Source organism: Algoriphagus taiwanensis, from assembly GCF_036245645.1.
Classification (GTDB): Bacteria; Bacteroidota; Bacteroidia; order Cytophagales; family Cyclobacteriaceae; genus Algoriphagus; species Algoriphagus taiwanensis.
Genome location: NZ_BTPE01000005.1, coordinates 55234 through 71690, shown reverse-complemented (window position 1 = coordinate 71690; position 16457 = coordinate 55234). Strand labels below are relative to the sequence as shown.

Genomic DNA, 16457 nt, shown 5'->3' with positions numbered 1-16457 from the left:
TTTCCAAACTTGAATTCCTTTGGGTAAGTCAAAATTTAACTTACCATGAAAAATTTATTGTTTAAAGGGATGATTCTCGCACTTTTCGCGGGGCTATTTGTGTCGTGTACCGACAGTGAGGATGTAGATCCGGATGATCCTCAGCAGGCCAGCAATGATTTGAACTTTCCATTTACCCTTTCAGGAGATGAAAGCCGCTATGTGATGGAAATCGATGGGGTGGAGGTGAGTAACTATGCTGAAATTCTCAATACGCTGAACGTGGACAAGTCCATTTCAGTCAACTTGTGGGGACCTTCCAATGACTTCAATTTTGGCTCTTTTTATTGGATTCCTCTGGGTACGGGCACCTATGAAGCCGGACATGATTTGGGCCCGGGTAATGGAACCAACGGGAATAACCTGTTTATGACCGCTTTTGTGAAAAAGGATAATGTCAAGCATTTTGCGTATTCGGCCCATGAATATGGATTTTTGGAATCAGAAAGAATCCCGGGATCTTCCTGCACAGTGAAAATCATCACTTTTGAAGGAAAGCAAACCAGATACAACTTTATGAATGGGACTTTCACCCAGTTTATCGGAACAGTTGAAGGCCAGTTTGCCGGTACTTTTAAGACCAAAGAGGGACGAGAAATCAAAGTCACCAAGGGACAGTTTAGAATCGTCCAAAAACTTCCTCCGGGTGCAGTTCCTGTTGATTAAACAAAAAATCCCTTCAGTTCAACTGAAGGGATTTTTTTGTTAATGAAACAATCTCGGAGCAAATTGACTGAGGTAAATCCTCCAATTTCTCCAGATGTGGCCGCCTTCACTTTCCACATATTCATAAGGCATTTTCATGGAATCCAACTTGGCGATGTATTGCTGATTGGCATCGTACAGAAAGTCGGTTTTTCCAATGGCGATCCAGTAAAGTTTGTACCCATTGTCCATTTGCGCTTGAAGTGTTTCGTCAAAGTTGCTGTATACTTTTCCTGTAGCATCTTCTCTAGGCATAATGGCGGCGGAGAATAAACCCATGTAATCAAAGGTATTGGGGTAATATCTGGAAATATGCAGCGTATGGTATCCTCCCATGGATAGGCCGGCAATGGCTCGGTTCGCTTTGTCTGCTTTCACCCGGTAATTGCTTTCCACAAACTTGATGATATCCTCAAAAGCCCCTTCGTAGGTTCCGTCCATGGTTTTTGGGATCATAAACTGAGGCTTGTACATGTTTTTGCTCCCTTCTCCGGGAGCTCCATCTTGGATTACATTGCCATTGGGCATGACCACAATCATGGGTTTGGCTTTTCCCTCAGCGATAAGGTTGTCCATGATTTGGGCAGTTCGGCCCAAGTTGATCCAAGCCTCCTCATCTCCTCCTGCACCATGCAAAAGGTAAAGCACAGGATAGGATTCGTTTGATTTTTCATAGCCGGGAGGAGTGTAAATGGTGATGCGGCGGTCCATTCCCAAACCCGGAGAATCATACCATCTTCTCGTCACCGATCCGTGAGGGATATCATTTACTTTGAAAAGCTCTGCATGGCCGCCTCCGACGATGAAAATATTGAATGCCGAAGCCACATCCCGGATCAAAAAGGGATTGTTGGGATCGGTTGTGGTGAAGCCATCTACGATAAAGGAATAATTGTAAAGCTCCGGGCCTAATGGCTCAGTCTTCATGGACCAAACCCCATTTTCATCTTTGGTCAAAGCTGCTTTCCCCGGGCCATCGATCTGACCCATCGGGGAATCCATTTTCACTGTGGGAAGAAAGTCTCCAGTCACTTGAACTTCCTTGGCATTGGGAGCGAAAACTCGGAACGTGACCGAGTTATCTTCATGGACTTCCGGAGAGATGATGTTTTGGGCTCTGAAAAGAGCTTCTTGCGGGAATGCTTCCGCCTGAATAAGCAGGGCACTAAGCATAAGGATAAGGATTTTTTTCATTGGGTAAATTTCTATTGTCTCAAAGTGTGAAAATAGAGAAAGGGTTTGGAAAAGCAAAGGCAATTGCTGCGAAGGGGCAGATAGAGTGCTTATTTCAATTTTGATTTTTCACTGCAAAGCCGGAGAAAACGCAGAGAAAAGATTTGAAAGGTGTAAGCATTGAATAGGTTCAGTCTTTTGGCCTACCCTTTAGGAGGCGGGCTTTAGACTGCTCTGATTTAAAAGTAGCTAATCAAAATTGGAATGCTCCTTTTGCCTGTTTAACCAAAAGGACTGAAATTGGTAGTGCCAATATCCACCAAGTCACATTAAAAATGATGGCAATAAACAATCCGAAGAACATTGCCGCAGCAAGATTGGGGAAGCTCGAACTTTCTTTTTTTCTGTAAACCAACAATTGCAAAGCGGAGATAAATGTTACCAGTAAAATTGCCAACACCAAGTTCTCAGGAGAGGTCAATAGAACTCCTTTCCAGCCTAAGAAAAATAATTCAGGAACAGTCAATAGTGTCAAGCTACCCATTTGGTAGCCCAGTTTGTTCTTCCAGGTCATCGGAAGAGCCAAAATCCAACTTTGTTGTGTGATTTCTTTTTCCGTTTTCTCAAAAATCAAGGGAAGTTGGACGTATGCCACACACAAAATACCAAACTGAAGCCAACGCCAGTCATAGCCTCCTGATTGGAAAGAATAGAAGAATCCGTTGAGCAATAAGAGCCCTGTAGCCTTTGTCAACAAAACCAATAGAGGCCTATCTTGTCTAAGGGAAAGAAGGATCCATGTGAATCTCGGAAACGCCCATCGGACTGTCGGCCTTGTGACGAAAGCTTCTTTCAAGGGATAGTGAAGCGTTTGTCTGATCTTCCGATAGGTAAAACCCAGTAAAATCAAGGTGCTCATCCACAAAGTAATGCCGAGATCAAACGCCTTTTGTTCCCAGATAAAATAACTCAGGAATAAAAAGTAGGTGAGGATAGGGCTAAAATTCAGCAGAATGATTCGGCTCCAAAATAACCTGAGTTCTTTTTTGGCATAAAGACCGAGGTGATGAAAAACCAGGTAGTTATTTCTTCTCAAAAGCTCCTGTTGAATTTGCAAATGGATAAAACTATAGAAGAGTAGTAAAACCGGAATAAAACAGAAGGCTACAGGATTTTTAATTAGAAATCGGCTGAGGAGTACGTGCTGCTTTACATCCATCAGTACTCCGCCGATGAGAAGGATTGCTGCCCAAAAGCCAAGCGTCCTTTGATAAAAAGGGCGAATAAATGCGAGGATGGCCACTTTATTCATGGGTGGCTAGTTTCCCCGAATGCATATGTAGCACGCTCGTCACAGGTAAGAGTTCTATGGGGCCGGATTGGTGGGAAGTAATCAGAAAACTGGTACCTTCTTTGGATCGTTGGCAAATCAGCCGGACGAGTTGTTCTTGGGTTTGGGCATCGATGGTGGTAAATGGTTCATCCAAAATGATCAGTTCGGGCTTTCCCATAAACGCCAGCAGCAATGCGGATTTTTTCAGCATTCCTGAAGAATAACCTCCAATCGGATAGGTCATGAATTCCTCTACATCAAGAATCGTTGTTAACTCGGAGATTTCAGCATGAGTCGATTGCTTCGCTTTAGCTACTACAGTGATCAAGTCCTGGAGGTTGAGGTACTCGGGGAAAGTCGGTTCCGCTGCCGAAAAACCGATCTTTCGTCGGTAGTCGATCGGCTGAGATGAAAGCGAGGTGCCATTCAAAATGACTTTTCCATTTGCAGGATGAATTCCTGCCAATGCTTTTAATAAAGTGGATTTACCTGACCCATTTCCTCCCAAAATCAGGTGAATCCCTTGTGGTAGATCAAGCTGCGGGATGACCACTTCGAAGCCTGAAGGGTATTTTTTCTCGAATGAGGAAAAAGAAAGCATGGGTAAGTGTGGAAATTTAAGACATGGAAGTTAACCGATTTCTGATGTTGAGCTTCCCCCTTTGTCTTCGCTTTATCTTTTTTTAACTCAATAAAATAAAAAAGGCAGGGATTTGAAACTTATTCGCAGTGTTCAAATCCCTGCATTTATCGAGGATTTCTCACTTTTTAGGGGACTGAAAGACTAGATTTGCAGAGAAAAAAGGAAGAACCTGGGTCTGAATCCGCTCTGCAATGCGGTTAAGGTGATCTCCCTCATAGCTTTCGTATAGGTGAGGGATTCCATAGGATTCCAAGATTTCATGGAGCTTTTTGGTGGCTTCGCTGATGCCCCGATCCTGAAGGCCTGCATCCAATCCGATCGCATTCAGTTTCCTGAGATTGGGAATGTATTGATCCACATAATTCAGGGTGCGGTTGGCGATGATTTTGTTGATTACATCCTGACGGATTTCTCCGTCTTTTGCAGGCAAATCCAAGTAAAGCGGAGGATTTTTGGGATTAGGGGCAAAGGCTGCCGAAGTCGCCAAAGCGGCGATTTCCATAAAGGAAGTTTCCTGAAGTTGGTCTGGAGTCAAGGATTCCAGCTTTTTCATCAGTTCCGGATTGGTAGAGGCTCCTCCGTCCATGCAACAAGGACTGAGGGCATAGATCGCAGAATAGACATTGGGATTTTTCATTCCCAGCCTCAGGGTGCCAAAACCTCCCATGGAGTGGCCAGCCAGCCCCCGACTTTCTTTGGTTGGGATGCTGCGGTAGTGGGAATCAATATAGCTGACCAATTCTTGAGTCACGAAAGTTTCCCAGTCGCCGATCGTGGCCGAACTCGCATACATGCTTCCTTTGAAGCGATTGTAGGCATTGGGCATGACTACAATCATCTCTTTGGAAAGGCCCTCGGCCAAAGACTGCTCAATGACATCCTGCAAATTGATCCAGTGCTTTTCCCAACCAAACCATTGGGAGTCGTTGTCAGTGAAGCCATGCAGCATATACAGGACAGGAAACCGTTTCTCAGGATTTTTGGCGTAGGAGGGAGGAAGGTAAACGGTCACGTCACGATCTGCAGGATCCCCGATCAGGTTGCCTTCAAGTGCTTTGCTGTGGACTTTGATGCGTTCTTTGGTGCCTTTTTGGGCAAAAGTTGAAATCGCTCCCAAGCATAATAGGAGCACAAAGAGCAAATGTCTTTTCATAGGTTAATGGGTTTAGGTTCAGACTAAATGTAGGTTTTATTGAGACTTTGACCAAGAAAGGTTGGAGTGGAAGGCATTAGACTTTTTTAAGAATGCTTCATTTGAACTTTCTTTGGAAAAGGAAAGTATATACATTTAGTGATACTTTAAAAATCAATGAAAACACTTTCTTTAAAACTCAATGAATCTGTTTTTGAGGAAACAGAGGATATTCTCAAGGAAAAGGGAATTCCAAGAAATAGGTATATCAATGAAGCTTTGGATTTTTATAATCGCTATCACAAGCGGAAGAAGTTGGCCAAGGCATTCGCAAAAGCTTCTCAACTGGTAAGGGATTCGTCCATGGAAGTGAATGAGGAGTTTGATCGCTTGATTGATGAAGGCGCAATTTGAAATTTGGCTGGTTAATCTAAATCCTGCTCGAGGTACAGAGCCGGGTAAAATCAGGCCAGCAGTAGTGATTCAGTCTAATCTTTTGAATCAATTGGATCATCCTTCCACCTTGATTTGCCCGATCACCTCTAGGCTTTCAAAAGAGGAGAATATTTTGAGGGTTCGTTTAGGAATTAAAGTGACTGGTTTGGAGCAGGATTCAGAGATTTTAGTGGATCAAATCAGAGCTTTGGATAACCGACGATTTTTAGAAAAGCTCGGAAAGCTGAGCTTGGAAAAAGCTTTGGAGCTAAGGGAGAAGTTGCAAGCGGTGATTGATTTTTGAAAAAATGAATATTTGGGGATTGTAATCCCTGAAAATACGTATTTTTGGGGATTACGATCTCTGATTATGCATATTCAAAGGCAATTATTTGATCTGTTGTCACGGAAAATCGACTTTAAAAAGGCGATTTTGCTCTTAGGACCGAGACAGGTAGGAAAAACAACTTTAGTCAAAAAACTGGCTGAAAGCTTAGGGAGGCCTTTTTTATACCTCAATGGGGATGATTTGACCACGCAGCAAGCTCTTCAAAATACCAGCCTTTCTTTTTTGAAAGCATATCTTGGTTCGTATCAAGTGGTGGTAGTGGATGAAGCTCAACGTATTCCTCAGATCGGACTTACCCTAAAACTTATTGTCGACAATTTTGATGGAATTCAATGTCTTGTCACGGGTTCTTCCGCCTTGGAGTTGGCTAGTTCGGTCCACGAACCGCTTACCGGAAGAAAATGGGAATATCGTTTATTTCCTCTTTCCTGGTCCGAACTGGTTAATGGTTTGGGGATGCCTTACTGTCTTTCAGCTTTTGAGAAGTTTATGATTTTTGGCACCTATCCGGAAGTCGTTACTCAAGAGGGAGCCGAAATTTCAATACTGAATAATTTGTCTTCCAGCTATTTGTACAAGGACTTACTCAACTTCCAAGGAATTCGAAAACCGGAACTTTTGGCCAAAATCCTTCAGGCATTGGCATGGCAAGTCGGCTCGGAGGTCAGTTTCAATGAACTATCCCAAACAGTCCAAGCAGATAAGGCGACGGTTCAAAACTATATGGATTTGCTGGAGAAAGCTTTTATCATTCAGAGACTCAATCCTTTTTCCAGAAATCTACGCGGCGAAATAAGTACAAGTCGGAAGGTGTATTTTGTGGATAATGGGATTAGGAATAGCATCATTGGGAATTATGCCACGCTTGCTTCACGGGCGGATGTAGGAGCTCTTTGGGAGAACTTCTTGATTGCTGAGCGTACCAAAATGCTCAATTACCATGGTTTTTATGGAAGTGTCTATTTCTGGAGAAATGTCCGAGGACAAGAGATTGACTACATCGAGGAAATCGATGGGAAAATTTATCCTTTTGAGTTTAAATGGAATCCAAAGGCCAAGGTGAAGTTCCCCAAGGTTTTTGAGGAGACTTATAGCTCACAGCCTTTGCAGGTGATCCATAAAGATAATTTTTGGGAGTGGTTGGGCAGCTATTCTTACTAAGGGTTTTTGGGAGAGTGCTATGCTTTCGGATTTTTAGAGAAGCTAGGAAAGCTGAGTTTGGAAAAAGCTTTGGACCTTAGGGAGATTTGCAAGTGGTGATGGATTTTTGAAAGCCAAACAAAATCTACACTTTATGAAAAGTGCCAGATTCATCTTTTCCGATTCTCAAATTTCCCTCTTGCTGTTCCGTTTCTCTTTTTACTCAAATAGGCGGAAACAGTGATGCCAAGTCCTCCAAAAATCGGTCCGTAAGCCAGAATAAAGGAATTGCCGGAAGGGATTAGCCCCAAGAAGGTGCCCAAGGTAACCACCAATCCCAGGGCTATCAGTACCAATCCAAGTCCCATCAGATTTATCCGGTTGGAGCGATTGACTTGGTCAAAAGCCTGTCGCTGCAGTTCATTGTCCAGACGTTTGATCACTGAGCGGATTTCCTCCTCAGGAAAATTTTCTTTTTCCATCGCTTTCCTTACTTCCCCCAGATCAAAATCTTTTTCTTGGATTTTATTCAGATAATAATCGATGAAGACTTGAGTTTTTTCCATAGTTCCAAATTGGTAATGCTTATGAAATAAAAAAAGCCATGACCTTCTCTATTTCAGACTTGCCATTTCCCTTGCACTAAACTGCCGGAAAGCAAATTTATATCCCTCGTACCCTGCGATGGCATAGAAAACCAAATCCATAAACTGGGCTGTTTCGGCCAGAAGATCTAAAGTGTAACTGTAGTCGAAATAAAGAAGGGTGTCCATATAGGTCAGACCTTCTGCATTGGCAATAAATGCCAAAACGCTCAGGAAGTTTCCAATCACACAGCTGAAGACAGCAATGGCAGCACCGGAAATGCCGAATACTTGCTCGATTCCTTTGCCCAAGTACCGCATCGAAAATCCAACCCCAGCCCCAATGGCCAAGGCCATATAGCCGATTTGCCAGCCTGTAGCCACAGTAATTGCTGCCCAAAGGACCGCACCTACGAGTCCAACCAGAATCCCTCCGGTGATGGCAAGGGATAGGTTCTGTTCCTGGAGTAAGGCCTGATATTTTTGAGGTGAAATGGTGGCGGGAATTTCTACCGTGGTGTCTTCAGAATCTTCTATCAATTCGGCCTGCATTCTTTCGTCCAGATTGAACGTTTCGCAGGTAGTTTGAAAGTTGGGCTTGGCGCTTGTCAGGGAGCAAATCAAGCCCTGATTGGCATCCATTCTTCTGTTGTGGCATTTTTTGCAGAAGACTAATTGTTCGCTTAAGGTCATAGGTGCGTAGGGTTATATTTTCTCAATTATCCGAGAATAAAATCATTAAAAAAATACCCGATATAGGGTATTTATTGGGGTTTTTATTCCCATTACTTTTACAAAGAATTTTATTCAATCATGAAAAAGAAATACAGTTTTATCTCTCTTTTGAGCTTGCTCATTTTTGGTTCTTTTGTGTTGTTTAGTGGCTGTTCCGAAACGGAAGAACCCGACCCTGTAGTAGAGGAGAAAAAGGCGTTGTACATGGAGTTTACTCTTGATGGAGTAAAGTATCGATCCGAAATTTTGGAGGAAAACCTAATCCCCGGAACCGGATTTGAGCGAATCACTGACAATACTCCGGGTCTTAATACTTTGATTTACAATTTTTTCGATTATTCCATTTCTATGCTTTACCAGAATAAATGCGGAACTGGAGAAGGAAAGGACTGCGTTAATTTCATCGTTTTTATGAATGAAAGCCTAAAAGTGGGGTCCTATCCTTCCATTTTCACCAATAGCCTGGAAGTCAATGGAACCCAGTATTTATCCAGATATATCGGACCTGAAATCAATCCAAAGCCTGCCGATCTGCCTCTAAGTATGGTTGTTACCAAATTTGATGTAACGACGCAGATTGTTGAGGGAACTATGTCCGGTCAGTTTTACAAACAAAATGACCCTTCTTTGAAAGTTCATTCCTTCCAAGTCAAGTTCAGGATCAACATATTCAAAGGGTAATATCAAGGATCATTTGCTCAGCACAAGTTTTACGTCATTTCAACCCGTTACACTTCCTCAATTTGAAAATTGATCATTGAATTTGATCATTGATTATTTCACCACTTACCACTCACTTTTTACAACTGACCGACCAAACCTTCCATCTCCCTCCAAACTTCATTTGCCATTCCCCCCAGTCCACGGTATCTTTGCAGCCTACTAAAAAACATTAGCCGTGGCAAACAAATCCGTCAAAGTTGGTTTGGTCCAGCTCAGTTGCTCTGGGAACGTGGCCGAAAATATGGAGAAAACTCTCGCAGGTATCCGCACTGCCGCCCAAAAAGGCGCTCAGGTCGTAGTCCTGCAGGAACTTTTTAGATCGCTCTACTTCTGCGATGTGGAGGATTATGACAATTTCCTTTTGGCCGAAGCCATCCCAGGTCCTTCTACCGAAACACTAGGAGCTTTGGCCAAAGAACTGGGTGTGGTGATCGTAGCTTCCCTGTTTGAAAAGCGTGCGGAAGGACTTTACCATAACACCACGGCAGTTTTGGATGCTGACGGTACTTACCTCGGTAAGTACAGAAAAATGCATATTCCAGACGATCCGGGCTATTTTGAGAAGTTTTATTTCACTCCGGGTGACTTAGGCTATAAAGTATTCCCAACCAAATTCGGAAAGATCGGTGTCTTGATCTGTTGGGATCAATGGTATCCGGAGGCGGCTCGAATCACCGCCCTGAAAGGCGCTGACTTTTTGGTGTATCCTACCGCCATCGGTTGGGCTTTGCATCAGGACGAGCAAACCAATGACGATCAATACAATGCCTGGCAAACCATTCAGCGTTCTCATGCGGTGGCCAATGGAATCCCTGTAGTTTCTGTCAACCGTACCGGAATCGAAGGACCGATGCAGTTTTGGGGTGGGTCTTTTGTGGCCAATGCCTTTGGACGTGTGACTTATAAAGCCCCTCATTTGGAAGAGGAAGTTCATGTGGAGGAACTGGACTTGACGGGTTCGGATCGGTACCGAACGCACTGGCCTTTCTTGAGGGACCGAAGAATCGATTCTTACCAGCCGATCACCAAGCGATTCCTAGACGAAGAATAAGCCATGGCAGATTTGTTTGAATTGGCAAAAACCGGGGCAGTGACTCCGGCGGAATTGGGCTATTATTTTCCTGCGGAATTCGCTCGGCAAGAATCCATGTGGCTGAGTTGGCCGCATAAGGAGGCGAGTTGGCCGGGCAAGATCGAGACGATTTTTGTGCCCTATTCTCAGTTTATCCGAGAAGTAGCCAAAGGCCAAAAGGTCAATATCAATGTGGCTGATGAAGCCATGAAAGCCTTTGCCCTAACCCATTTGGAAATGGTCGGAGCGGATTTGAGCAAAATCGCTTTCCACTTTTTCCCAACCAATGATGCCTGGTGCCGAGACCATGGGCCTGCCTTTTTGATCAATCCGAATGAGGAAATCAAGAAGGTGCTGGTAAAGTGGAACTACAACGCATGGGGCGAAAAGTATCCTCCCCACGATCTGGACAATCAGATTCCTATCCGAATCGCTGAGCATTTGGGCATTCCTTACTTCAAGCCCGGAATCGTCATGGAAGGCGGTTCGGTGGAATTCAACGGAAAAGGAACGCTACTCACTTCAAAAGCTTGCCTGCTCAATGAAAACCGGAATCCTCACCTCAATCAAGCTCAAATCGAAAAATACCTCTGTGATTACTATGGGGTAAAGCATATTCTTTGGGTAGGGGATGGCATCATCGGAGATGATACTGACGGGCATATCGATGATATTACCCGTTTTGTGAATGAGGATACGGTGGTGACCGTGGTGGAGGAAAATAAGTCCGATGAGAATCACCATATCCTGGCTGAAAACCTTGAGCTCCTAAAGAAAATGAGGCTTGAAAATGGAAAGCAACTGAAGATTGTGGAGCTCCCTATGCCAAGTCCGGTCATTTGGGAAGATCAGCGTTTGCCAGCCTCATATGCCAATTTTTACATAGGGAATGAAGTGGTCGTGGTACCGACTTTCCGGGATAAAAACGATCAAAAAGCCCTCGATATCTTAACCGGTTGCTTTCCTGACAGACGTGTGATAGGGATCGACAGCACAGATATCATCTGGGGATTGGGATCTTTTCATTGTCTGAGTCAGCAGGAACCGCTTGTTTAGTTGGCAGTCTCAGTGACCAGTAGGCAGTGTTGTTGAATTCAGTTGGCAGTGAGAAGCTTGTAGCCCTTTCAATTATCTGTGCAAATCTGTGTTATCTGTGAGCCTTTTTTCAGTATAAGAATTAGAATATTAAGGCATTTGTATTAAATATATCCCCTTAATTCCAAGAGCTAACAATTTTTGAGGCAACATTTTACTCCCAAACCAAAAGAAAAAATACTTCTCCTAATCTTATCGTATGATTTTTTCAAGAATAGAAAATAATTTAAAAATAGTTGAAGTTCGATGAAATATTTTGTTAGTTTAGATGATTGCCAAATAAACTAAGGAATATGGGGGGGGGGGATAAACTAATGATTCAAAAGAATATTTCGAAAAATTTCGTTTTTCAGCTTGTACTTTTCCAGGATTTGCAATGATCTGAAGGTGAGGGATTTGGAAGTTTGGAACTGATTTTTTAAAATCAACCAGTCATTTAATTATTTACAACACTTTAACCATTAACAACTATGGAAAAATTAACAAATGACCAGATGGAAAATCTGGTGGGGGGAAGTGATTATTGTGCAAACCTCTATGCGTCCATTTTCATAGGACCATTTCAAGGTAGCGATGAGCTCTTTGCCTTGGCAGTTAGATATTTTGATACCTATTGCAGGGATTACGATCCCCAAGCCTAAATCGATTTGAGGAATGAAGAGATCAAATCCCTCTTCATTCCTTTTTCAAAACCAATTATTTCATGTTAAGGATATTTATTTTAATTCTGTTGATAGATCCATCTATTTTGTTGGGAAGGTGGAATCTAAAGTTTGCTGAGGCTAACTTTAATATGATTAATTCGTCTGCATTTCAAGCAACTCCGAAGGAACAACAAGATGAAATTCTTGAAGTGAACGAGCTATACCTTAAAAATGCTTATTTAGAATTTAAAAAAGATACAGTCTTTTGGGTTGATGTAAATCCTAGAGAAAAAAGAATTGTGAACAAAAGAGGAAAATGGATGGTGATTGGTGATACTTTAAGAATTTTTGATTATGATAAAATTTATACATATAATTATTTAATCGAAGAAAGTGATGAATACGAATTGCATACTAGATTCATTTTTCCAAACGGTGATTTAGCTAGAAGTAGGGATGTATATTCTAAAGTTGATTTAGATAATTGAATAGCACTTAGTATGTTTTATTATAAAACAAACCTTTTTAAAGTGAACTTTAACCATTAACAACTATGGAAAAATTAACAAATGACCAGATGGAAAATCTGGTGGGGGGAGATAATACCTTCTGTGAACATGCATACATTCTGCTCTACGGTGGCCGATTTCAAGGTACCAATGAGCAGTATCTACTTCTTTGGGATAATTATGTAGCTAATTGTCCTCAAGCCTAAGATTATAGGTGCTAATCTGTGTGAACAGGTTAGCACCTTATCATTTTTACATTTTAAATTCAATCTTTCAAAAAGTAGTAATGTTTAGACTATTTGAAATAAATTTAAATTAAAAAATATGAACTTCCATTTACTTTTAATATTTGCTTTGTTTTTTCAAAATTATTTTGAATTAGAGGGGAAGTGGCAACTTGTGCACTTTTCTGGGTTTGATACGTTTATACAAAGTGATAATTTCCAATATTTGACCGAGGAAGAGAAATTACAGGTTTTTGAAGGAAATGAATATGTTTTAAATAATACTAAATATTTATTTAAAGGTGATTCTGTTTTTTTTACAAATGCTACCGCCAACTTTACCTCTTCAGAACAGAAAGGTCGTTTTTTTATGAAATCAGATACTATGATTATTTTTTATGAACAAAAATTAAATCCTATGAAATTGTTTATTTCTTTTCAAAGTGATACAATATTAAAATTGAGGTTTGTTAAAAACGGTGGGATTTTGGGGCCAACAGAAATGACATTTCAAAGAGCGGAATAAGGAATTAATTTCTTATTAAAAATTTATGAAATTATTATTTGTTTTATATTGTATTTTTTTAGTTATTTTTTACTTCTGGATAGATTATGCTATTTTAACTGATTTGGTGTTTTTTGAATTTTATTCTGATAAGTTCTCCGAGTCCCGAGTTTATGAGTTGCTTGATTTTCGTAAAGAATGGCTTTGGGTTACTTACCCCATCAAATTAATGATTCAATTGATTGCCCTAAATATTCCTGCTATGCTGATTTATTTGGGTTTGTATTTAGCTAAATATGAAATCAGTTACAAAAAGGTCTTTGGAGTAGTTCTTATCTCAGAGTTTGTATTCTTTATTCCCTTGCTTATCAAAATTATATGGTTTTCCTTCCATCCGGTCTCTATGGAGGCGGTTCGCTTGTTTTCTCCCTTGTCTCTGTTTAGCTTATTTGATCCTGAGTCTCTTCAAGAGTGGTTGTTTTATCCTCTTAAGGTATTGAATATTTTTGAAGTAATTTATTGGATACTTCTTGCTTTCCTCTTGGCCAAGTATCTCAAAAGTTCCTTGGACTCTATGCTTAAAATAGTATTGGGATACTATGTAAGTTTCTTTTTTTGCTGGGTGGTATTTGTGATGTTTATTTCTTTGGGAAACAGCTAATGTCATGCGAATAAAATACCTTTTCCCTTTTCTGCTGGTTGGATTGGTCGCAATAGGGGCTTGGATTGGTTTTTCTAGATATACCACAAAGCAAGAATTGCAGTCAGCATACAGTTCTATTCCTTCAATCATGTTGAATTCAACTGATGCTGGGTCAGTAAATTTGAAAACGAAAAGTGATGCTACTCCTTCTGTTTTGATCTACTTCAATTCCTCCTGTCCGATCTGTCAGTCTGAGGCTGAGTTGATCCAAAGAAATTTTAGGGATGACCTGGAAACTCAGTTTTTATGGGTTTCCTCTGAGTCCGTAGAAGAGATTAAGGAGTTTTCTGCGCTATACAAGCTTGATAGTTTATCCTCGCATCATTTTTATTCCGATACCCTTTACAGCCTTGCCAACGCCTTTAAGTTGACGGGAGTGCCTGCCACCTTTATCTATGATGTAGAGGGTAATCTGGTGGATTATGCCTTGGGTGCAATCTCTATTTCGGATTTGAAAGTGTCTATTCAAAAGGCCCATGATCGTTCCAGATAAGATTCCTGTGGTCTTGCAGCAGGCGAGTTCCGACTGTGGGGTAGCTTGCTTGGCTTCGGTGATTCGGTATTTTGGTGGTGAGCGGTCTATGGAGTACCTACGGCAGATCAGTGGGACAGCTGTTCAGGGTACCACGGTATTGGGTTTAGTAGAGGCTGCCCGTCAGATAGGAATGGAAGGTGATGCCTTCCGGGTGAAGGATCTTCATCACTTGGATGAGTTGGAATTCCCAGCCCTACTTCATGTGGTCATCGATCAGAAGTTTAGCCACTTCGTGGTGTGCTATGGAAAGAAGGAAAATCAATACTTACTTATGGATCCGGCCCTTGGCAAGAAGTGGGTTTCTGAAGTGGGGCTATTGGAGATCTGGCAAAGCAGGACACTGGTTTTGTTACAGCCTGGAGCTGGATTTGAGACCTTGGAAAGTAGTCGGCAGAAAAAGCGAAAATGGATTTTGGACTTGATCCGGTCCGACATACCGATTTTGCTGATTTCAGGTTTTCTGGGTTTGGTCACCACGATCTTGGGTCTGGCTGTGGCGGTATTTTCCCAAAAGCTGATTGATGAATTTCTGCCCAATCAAGCCTGGCAAAAGCTGAGTTTGGGTCTGGTTTTGCTTTTTGTCCTCTTGATCGGAAGGTCGGTACTTAGCTACCTCCGTTCTTCCATTTTGGTACGACAAAGCAAAGAACTGAATCTTCGGCTGATCAATGGGTTTTTTGAGCAGTTGCTGGGATTGCCCAAGGTGTTTTTTGATTCCAGAAAGGTCGGAGACATCACCTCCCGGATGAATGATTCGCGGCGGATTCAGAGAGCGGTTTCGGTATTGACTACAGAGTTGATGGTGGATTCCTTTGTGGTGATAGTGACCACGGTTTCGATTTTCCTCTACTCTTGGCAGATTGGCTGTCTGGTTTTTGGTTTTCTCCCGATTTATTTTCTGTTGATTTATCGGTATCATCGGCCCATCAAAAAGGGGCAGGAGGATCTGATGGTGCAGTATTCGGGTTCGGAGTCGGGATTTATCGATACGCTGACAGGAATAGGCGCCATCAAGGGAGAATCTAAATCTGAGCAATTTTTAAAAATGAATGGAAGTGCCTACCGGAAGTTTCAGGAAAGCGCTTTCTCTCTAGGACAAGTCAGTAACCGCTTGGCCCTGATGTCGCAACTGGCTGGGGTGGTATTTCTGGTGGCGGTACTGGCGGCAAGTTGCTATTTGGTGGCAGAGAAGCAGATGGAACTCGGAGTACTCGTGGCAATCAGCGGAATGCTGGGGATGCTGGTCCCGGCGGTGAACAAATTGGCCCTTTCCAACCTCCAAATCCAAGAAGCACAGATTGCGGGGGATAGACTCTATGAATTTGTACAGCTGGAACAGGAGCAAATCTCCGGAGAAATGGAACTTCCTGATGCCATAGATCAGATTCAGGTGGAGAACCTGAGTTTTCGGTTTCCGGGAAGAAAACTGCTCTACAAGGGGCTGAGTTTTGAATTGAAGAAAGGCAAATTGAGCGTGCTATTAGGCGAGTCCGGGGGAGGAAAGAGTACGATGTTGCAGGTTTTGATGGGCTTTTATCCCCCAGAATCGGGGTCTGTCCTGATCAATGGGGATAGGTCACTGCAAGATATTTCTAAAATCGGCTGGCGAGAACGTGTAGGTTACGTGCCTCAGGAGATCAAGATTTTCAACGGGAGTTTGATCTATAACATCTGCTTAAACACAAATCCGGTAGGGTATAAAAAAGTGATCCAAAGATGTCAGGACTTGGGGTTGCATGAATTTTTTGAGCGAATTCCTCAAAGCTATTTTACTCAGGTGGGAGAAGCAGGAGTGAATCTATCTGGCGGACAGAAGCAGATGGTTGGTCTTGCCAGGGCTTTGCTCAAAAAGCCTCAGGTGTTGTTGTTGGATGAATTTACCGGAGCTATGGATCGGATGACTGAGCAAAAGATGCTTGACTTGATCCTGAAGCTAAAGGAAGAGATTCCCATCCTCATAGTGACTCACCGCATCCGGCCTGCCCTGCTTGCAGACGAGGTGTTGATATTGGATCAGGGAAAATTGGTAGAGGTGGGTTCGCCAGAGCTATTGGCTCAGGGAGATAACCTACTTTCGGAAAGTTTGAGGGATTTGATGAGGGCCTGAGTAAGCAGGAACTAGCTGTTCATTAGGCAGTAATCAGTCGCAGTAGGCAGTCTGAAAATCGGAATTCAAAAA

At 42.3% G+C, this 16457-nt stretch carries 20 protein-coding genes; 14 read left to right on the top strand and 6 right to left on the bottom strand.

Annotation, left to right across the window (positions count from 1 at the left end; genetic code table 11):
- The first annotated feature begins 45 nt into the window (after positions 1-45).
- Complete coding sequence (locus AAA938_RS08445) at positions 46-705, top strand: hypothetical protein (RefSeq protein ID WP_338228223.1); 660 nt, start codon at positions 46-48, stop codon at positions 703-705.
- A 39-nt stretch (positions 706-744) separates the two neighbouring features.
- Here AAA938_RS08445 and AAA938_RS08440 read toward each other — a convergent pair whose 3' ends face one another.
- From AAA938_RS08440 to AAA938_RS08425, 4 genes are all read right to left on the bottom strand, one after another.
- On the bottom strand, positions 745-1938 hold the full coding sequence (locus AAA938_RS08440; protein ID WP_338228221.1) for an esterase: 1194 nt from the start codon (positions 1936-1938) through the stop codon (positions 745-747).
- A gap of 232 nt (positions 1939-2170) precedes the next feature.
- Positions 2171-3229 (bottom strand): hypothetical protein, encoded by a 1059-nt coding sequence (locus AAA938_RS08435; protein ID WP_338228220.1) that lies wholly within the window; start codon positions 3227-3229, stop codon positions 2171-2173.
- Positions 3222-3851: an ABC transporter ATP-binding protein gene (locus AAA938_RS08430; protein WP_338228219.1), complete on the bottom strand. Its 630-nt coding sequence runs from the start codon at positions 3849-3851 to the stop codon at positions 3222-3224. The genes AAA938_RS08435 and AAA938_RS08430 overlap by 8 nt, the downstream gene beginning before the upstream one ends.
- 160 nt (positions 3852-4011) lie before the next feature.
- Positions 4012-5046 (bottom strand): alpha/beta hydrolase, encoded by a 1035-nt coding sequence (locus tag AAA938_RS08425; RefSeq protein WP_338228218.1) that lies wholly within the window; start codon positions 5044-5046, stop codon positions 4012-4014.
- 156 nt (positions 5047-5202) lie between these two features.
- Between AAA938_RS08425 and AAA938_RS08420 the strand changes: the two genes are divergently transcribed.
- The 3 genes from AAA938_RS08420 to AAA938_RS08410 all read left to right on the top strand — a co-directional run bounded on the left by AAA938_RS08420 (position 5203) and on the right by AAA938_RS08410 (position 6970).
- The gene (locus tag AAA938_RS08420) at positions 5203-5439 is read left to right on the top strand and encodes a hypothetical protein (RefSeq protein ID WP_338228217.1); all 237 of its coding nucleotides are present in this window, start codon (positions 5203-5205) and stop codon (positions 5437-5439) included.
- On the top strand, positions 5423-5764 hold the full coding sequence (locus AAA938_RS08415) for a type II toxin-antitoxin system PemK/MazF family toxin (protein ID WP_338228216.1): 342 nt from the start codon (positions 5423-5425) through the stop codon (positions 5762-5764). Before AAA938_RS08420 ends, AAA938_RS08415 begins: the two co-directional genes overlap by 17 nt.
- A 96-nt stretch (positions 5765-5860) precedes the next feature.
- Positions 5861-6970 (top strand): ATP-binding protein, encoded by a 1110-nt coding sequence (locus AAA938_RS08410; protein ID WP_338228215.1) that lies wholly within the window; start codon positions 5861-5863, stop codon positions 6968-6970.
- Between the two features lie 149 nt (positions 6971-7119).
- On the opposite strand, the gene AAA938_RS08405 is transcribed toward AAA938_RS08410, so the two are convergent.
- Positions 7120-7515, bottom strand: a complete 396-nt coding sequence (locus AAA938_RS08405; protein ID WP_338228214.1) for an acetate uptake transporter family protein — start codon at positions 7513-7515, stop codon at positions 7120-7122.
- 48 nt (positions 7516-7563) lie between these two features.
- The gene (locus AAA938_RS08400; protein WP_338228213.1) at positions 7564-8226 is read right to left on the bottom strand and encodes a hypothetical protein; all 663 of its coding nucleotides are present in this window, start codon (positions 8224-8226) and stop codon (positions 7564-7566) included.
- 120 nt (positions 8227-8346) lie between these two features.
- On the opposite strand from AAA938_RS08400, the gene AAA938_RS08395 reads away from it, so the two are divergent.
- The 10 genes from AAA938_RS08395 to AAA938_RS08350 all read left to right on the top strand — a co-directional run bounded on the left by AAA938_RS08395 (position 8347) and on the right by AAA938_RS08350 (position 16385).
- Positions 8347-8949, top strand: coding sequence for a hypothetical protein (locus tag AAA938_RS08395; protein ID WP_338228212.1), 603 nt, complete (start codon positions 8347-8349; stop codon positions 8947-8949).
- A 217-nt stretch (positions 8950-9166) separates the two neighbouring features.
- Complete coding sequence (locus AAA938_RS08390; RefSeq protein ID WP_338228211.1) at positions 9167-10042, top strand: carbon-nitrogen hydrolase; 876 nt, start codon at positions 9167-9169, stop codon at positions 10040-10042.
- Positions 10043-10045: 3 nt separating this feature from the next.
- The gene (locus tag AAA938_RS08385; RefSeq protein WP_338228209.1) at positions 10046-11119 is read left to right on the top strand and encodes an agmatine deiminase family protein; all 1074 of its coding nucleotides are present in this window, start codon (positions 10046-10048) and stop codon (positions 11117-11119) included.
- A gap of 509 nt (positions 11120-11628) precedes the next feature.
- Entirely contained in the window at positions 11629-11799 is a 171-nt protein-coding gene (locus AAA938_RS08380) for a hypothetical protein (RefSeq protein ID WP_338228208.1), read from the top strand.
- Between the two features lie 62 nt (positions 11800-11861).
- The gene (locus AAA938_RS08375; RefSeq protein WP_338228207.1) at positions 11862-12290 is read left to right on the top strand and encodes a hypothetical protein; all 429 of its coding nucleotides are present in this window, start codon (positions 11862-11864) and stop codon (positions 12288-12290) included.
- 65 nt (positions 12291-12355) lie between these two features.
- The gene (locus AAA938_RS08370; RefSeq protein WP_338228206.1) at positions 12356-12517 is read left to right on the top strand and encodes a hypothetical protein; all 162 of its coding nucleotides are present in this window, start codon (positions 12356-12358) and stop codon (positions 12515-12517) included.
- Between the two features lie 118 nt (positions 12518-12635).
- Positions 12636-13061, top strand: coding sequence for a hypothetical protein (locus tag AAA938_RS08365; RefSeq protein ID WP_338228205.1), 426 nt, complete (start codon positions 12636-12638; stop codon positions 13059-13061).
- 208 nt (positions 13062-13269) lie between these two features.
- Complete coding sequence (locus AAA938_RS08360) at positions 13270-13701, top strand: hypothetical protein (RefSeq protein ID WP_338228204.1); 432 nt, start codon at positions 13270-13272, stop codon at positions 13699-13701.
- A gap of 4 nt (positions 13702-13705) precedes the next feature.
- Positions 13706-14236 (top strand): peroxiredoxin family protein, encoded by a 531-nt coding sequence (locus tag AAA938_RS08355; protein WP_338228203.1) that lies wholly within the window; start codon positions 13706-13708, stop codon positions 14234-14236.
- Positions 14220-16385 (top strand): peptidase domain-containing ABC transporter, encoded by a 2166-nt coding sequence (locus tag AAA938_RS08350; protein ID WP_338228202.1) that lies wholly within the window; start codon positions 14220-14222, stop codon positions 16383-16385. The genes AAA938_RS08355 and AAA938_RS08350 overlap by 17 nt, the downstream gene beginning before the upstream one ends.
- Positions 16386-16457: the final 72 nt, after the last annotated feature.

What these genes read in the sequence shown, in the direction of transcription:
- AAA938_RS08445 (WP_338228223.1), top strand. Translation starts at nt 46, where the DNA reads ATGAAAAATTTATTGTTTAAAGGGATGATTCTCGCACTTTTCGCGGGG.
- AAA938_RS08440 (WP_338228221.1), bottom strand. Translation starts at nt 1,938, where the DNA reads ATGAAAAAAATCCTTATCCTTATGCTTAGTGCCCTGCTTATTCAGGCG.
- AAA938_RS08435 (WP_338228220.1), bottom strand. Translation starts at nt 3,229, where the DNA reads ATGAATAAAGTGGCCATCCTCGCATTTATTCGCCCTTTTTATCAAAGG.
- AAA938_RS08430 (WP_338228219.1), bottom strand. Translation starts at nt 3,851, where the DNA reads ATGCTTTCTTTTTCCTCATTCGAGAAAAAATACCCTTCAGGCTTCGAA.
- AAA938_RS08425 (WP_338228218.1), bottom strand. Translation starts at nt 5,046, where the DNA reads ATGAAAAGACATTTGCTCTTTGTGCTCCTATTATGCTTGGGAGCGATT.
- AAA938_RS08420 (WP_338228217.1), top strand. Translation starts at nt 5,203, where the DNA reads ATGAAAACACTTTCTTTAAAACTCAATGAATCTGTTTTTGAGGAAACA.
- AAA938_RS08415 (WP_338228216.1), top strand. Translation starts at nt 5,423, where the DNA reads ATGAAGGCGCAATTTGAAATTTGGCTGGTTAATCTAAATCCTGCTCGA.
- AAA938_RS08405 (WP_338228214.1), bottom strand. Translation starts at nt 7,515, where the DNA reads ATGGAAAAAACTCAAGTCTTCATCGATTATTATCTGAATAAAATCCAA.
- AAA938_RS08400 (WP_338228213.1), bottom strand. Translation starts at nt 8,226, where the DNA reads ATGACCTTAAGCGAACAATTAGTCTTCTGCAAAAAATGCCACAACAGA.
- AAA938_RS08395 (WP_338228212.1), top strand. Translation starts at nt 8,347, where the DNA reads ATGAAAAAGAAATACAGTTTTATCTCTCTTTTGAGCTTGCTCATTTTT.
- AAA938_RS08385 (WP_338228209.1), top strand. Translation starts at nt 10,046, where the DNA reads ATGGCAGATTTGTTTGAATTGGCAAAAACCGGGGCAGTGACTCCGGCG.
- AAA938_RS08380 (WP_338228208.1), top strand. Translation starts at nt 11,629, where the DNA reads ATGGAAAAATTAACAAATGACCAGATGGAAAATCTGGTGGGGGGAAGT.
- AAA938_RS08375 (WP_338228207.1), top strand. Translation starts at nt 11,862, where the DNA reads ATGTTAAGGATATTTATTTTAATTCTGTTGATAGATCCATCTATTTTG.
- AAA938_RS08370 (WP_338228206.1), top strand. Translation starts at nt 12,356, where the DNA reads ATGGAAAAATTAACAAATGACCAGATGGAAAATCTGGTGGGGGGAGAT.
- AAA938_RS08365 (WP_338228205.1), top strand. Translation starts at nt 12,636, where the DNA reads ATGAACTTCCATTTACTTTTAATATTTGCTTTGTTTTTTCAAAATTAT.
- AAA938_RS08360 (WP_338228204.1), top strand. Translation starts at nt 13,270, where the DNA reads ATGATTCAATTGATTGCCCTAAATATTCCTGCTATGCTGATTTATTTG.
- AAA938_RS08355 (WP_338228203.1), top strand. Translation starts at nt 13,706, where the DNA reads ATGCGAATAAAATACCTTTTCCCTTTTCTGCTGGTTGGATTGGTCGCA.
- AAA938_RS08350 (WP_338228202.1), top strand. Translation starts at nt 14,220, where the DNA reads ATGATCGTTCCAGATAAGATTCCTGTGGTCTTGCAGCAGGCGAGTTCC.